The sequence below is a fragment of the Mesorhizobium sp. M7A.F.Ca.US.006.04.2.1 genome (assembly GCF_004022915.1).
Classification (GTDB): domain Bacteria; phylum Pseudomonadota; class Alphaproteobacteria; order Rhizobiales; family Rhizobiaceae; genus Mesorhizobium; species Mesorhizobium ciceri.
In genome coordinates this window covers 1-1,792 of the sequence record NZ_RZQA01001085.1, presented here as the reverse complement: position 1 = coordinate 1,792, position 1,792 = coordinate 1, and the positions used below count along the sequence as shown (strand labels likewise).

Genomic DNA, 1,792 nt, shown 5'->3' with positions numbered 1-1,792 from the left:
ACGGTATGTCGACAGTCAGCGTGAGCCCGCCGATGGCGGTTATCAAAAGACCTTTCTGGTGATCGTGATGAGAGGACATGCAGGAACTTTCGCAATGAAATGCAGGCTGGCGGCCGGCCGGTGCAATGGCGCACTCTCTCCAGCCAACCGGCTGAAAGACCAGCATCCCCTGCCTTGAAACAGTTTAAAGGCGGACCTTGGAAAAGCTCAGCGTGAAACCGCTTCGTTGATGTAGCGTTCCCAGCCCTTGGGGCCGAGATGCTCCTGCGGCATGAAGCGCATCTTATAATTCATCTTGCGCGAGCCGTTGACCCAGTAGCCGAGATAGACATGGGGCAGACCCATCGCCCTGGCGCGGGCGATGTGGTCGAGGATCATGAACGTGCCGAGCGACCGTTCCTCGAAATCGGGATTGAAGTAGGAATAGACCATCGACAGGCCGTCAGCCATCTTGTCGGTGAGCGCCACCGCGATCAGCTCGCCCTGTCCCTTGCCGGTGATGAAGGTGTCGGGTCCACGCCGCCGATATTCGATCACCTTGGTGTCGACATGGGTATCCTCGACCATCATCGCATAGTCGAGCACCGTCATGTCGGACATGCCGCCACGGCGGTGGCGGGCATCGAGGTAGCTGCGGAACAGGGAATATTGTTCGGTCGAGGGCTCGGCATTGTGCATGTAGCCGACGAGATCGGAATTGTGCTGCAGCACGCGCTTCATGTTGCGGCTGGCGACGAATTCCTGGGCGAGGATGCGTACCGAAACACAGGCGCGGCAGGTCTCGCAGGCCGGCCGGTAGGCGATGTTCTGCGAGCGCCGGAAGCCGCCTTGCGTCAACAGGTCGTTCATCTCCGCCGCCTTGTCGCCAACCAGGTGCGTGAACACCTTGCGCTCGAACTGGCCGTCGAGATAGGGGCACGGCGACGGCGCGGTCAGGAAGAACTGCGGCGACTGGGTCGGATGCTGCGTCATCGAGCCTTGGAAACACTCCTTCGAATCGCTCTACCTTTGGCGCGGATGGCGAAAAATTCAACAGGATTATGTGGGCGCGGTCGACTCGACTCCTTCACATTTGTGCTCAATCGGTTGCGACTGCTCTTCAGAGGGCCGTTTCAGCGGTCGGTGCGGCTGACGACCGTGCCAAGCAAAAGATCGTGCAAGGTGCGTTTGCGGTCGGAAAACAGCGTCACCAGCAGGACAAGCGGCGACAGGATGACATTGCCGGCCCAGAACAGCACCGAATGGACAACCGCAGTGAGGCCGTCGATCGGCCTGCCGTCGAGCCGGTCGAGCCGGATGCCCATCATCTTCATGCCCGTGGTGGCCTGGTCAGCGCTGCCCAACGTGTTCCAGATGTAGAGGATGGCCACAGTCGGCACCAGGACGCCGAACAGCATCCAGCCAAGGCCGAGGGTCAAAAGCCCGAGAAAGAACACCAGAATGGCAAACGGAATGGTGAGCAGCGCGACGATGATATAGTCGATCACAAAAGCCAGGATGCGCCTCGTGCGTACGCCGTCATAGGCCCTGACATCGTCGAGCCTGCTGGTGATGATTTCGCCGTCGAGAACGCGCGCGTTCATGTCATTTCCTCGTAACAAGGTCCGACATAGGGTGCGGACTGCTCAGCCATGAAATGGTGAAGGCCTGTGGCGGAATCAAGATCGCGCTTCCAGCGGTGCTCCAGCTTCGATGGCGTCGGGCCCGATGCGAACTGGTTGAATTTGCGGCGCGGATAGCATTAGCTTGTTGCGGCGCAGCAGAGCGCACAGGGGACGGGGCAATATGGACT

Annotated in this window: 2 protein-coding genes and 1 pseudogene; all 3 read right to left on the bottom strand. The window is 59.8% G+C overall.

Going from position 1 to position 1,792, the window contains the following annotated elements; genetic code table 11:
• Positions 1–166: pseudogene (locus tag EN925_RS41160) on the bottom strand (EamA/RhaT family transporter); the annotation flags it as partial.
• A 41-nt stretch (positions 167–207) separates the two neighbouring features.
• Positions 208–972, bottom strand: coding sequence for an arginyltransferase (locus EN925_RS34505; protein ID WP_024504696.1), 765 nt, complete (start codon positions 970–972; stop codon positions 208–210).
• A 140-nt stretch (positions 973–1,112) separates the two neighbouring features.
• The gene (locus EN925_RS34500; protein ID WP_127366113.1) at positions 1,113–1,583 is read right to left on the bottom strand and encodes an RDD family protein; all 471 of its coding nucleotides are present in this window, start codon (positions 1,581–1,583) and stop codon (positions 1,113–1,115) included.
• Positions 1,584–1,792 lie beyond the last annotated feature (209 nt).

What these genes read in the sequence shown, in the direction of transcription:
- EN925_RS34500 (WP_127366113.1), bottom strand. Translation starts at nt 1,583, where the DNA reads ATGAACGCGCGCGTTCTCGACGGCGAAATCATCACCAGCAGGCTCGAC.
- EN925_RS34505 (WP_024504696.1), bottom strand. Translation starts at nt 972, where the DNA reads ATGACGCAGCATCCGACCCAGTCGCCGCAGTTCTTCCTGACCGCGCCG.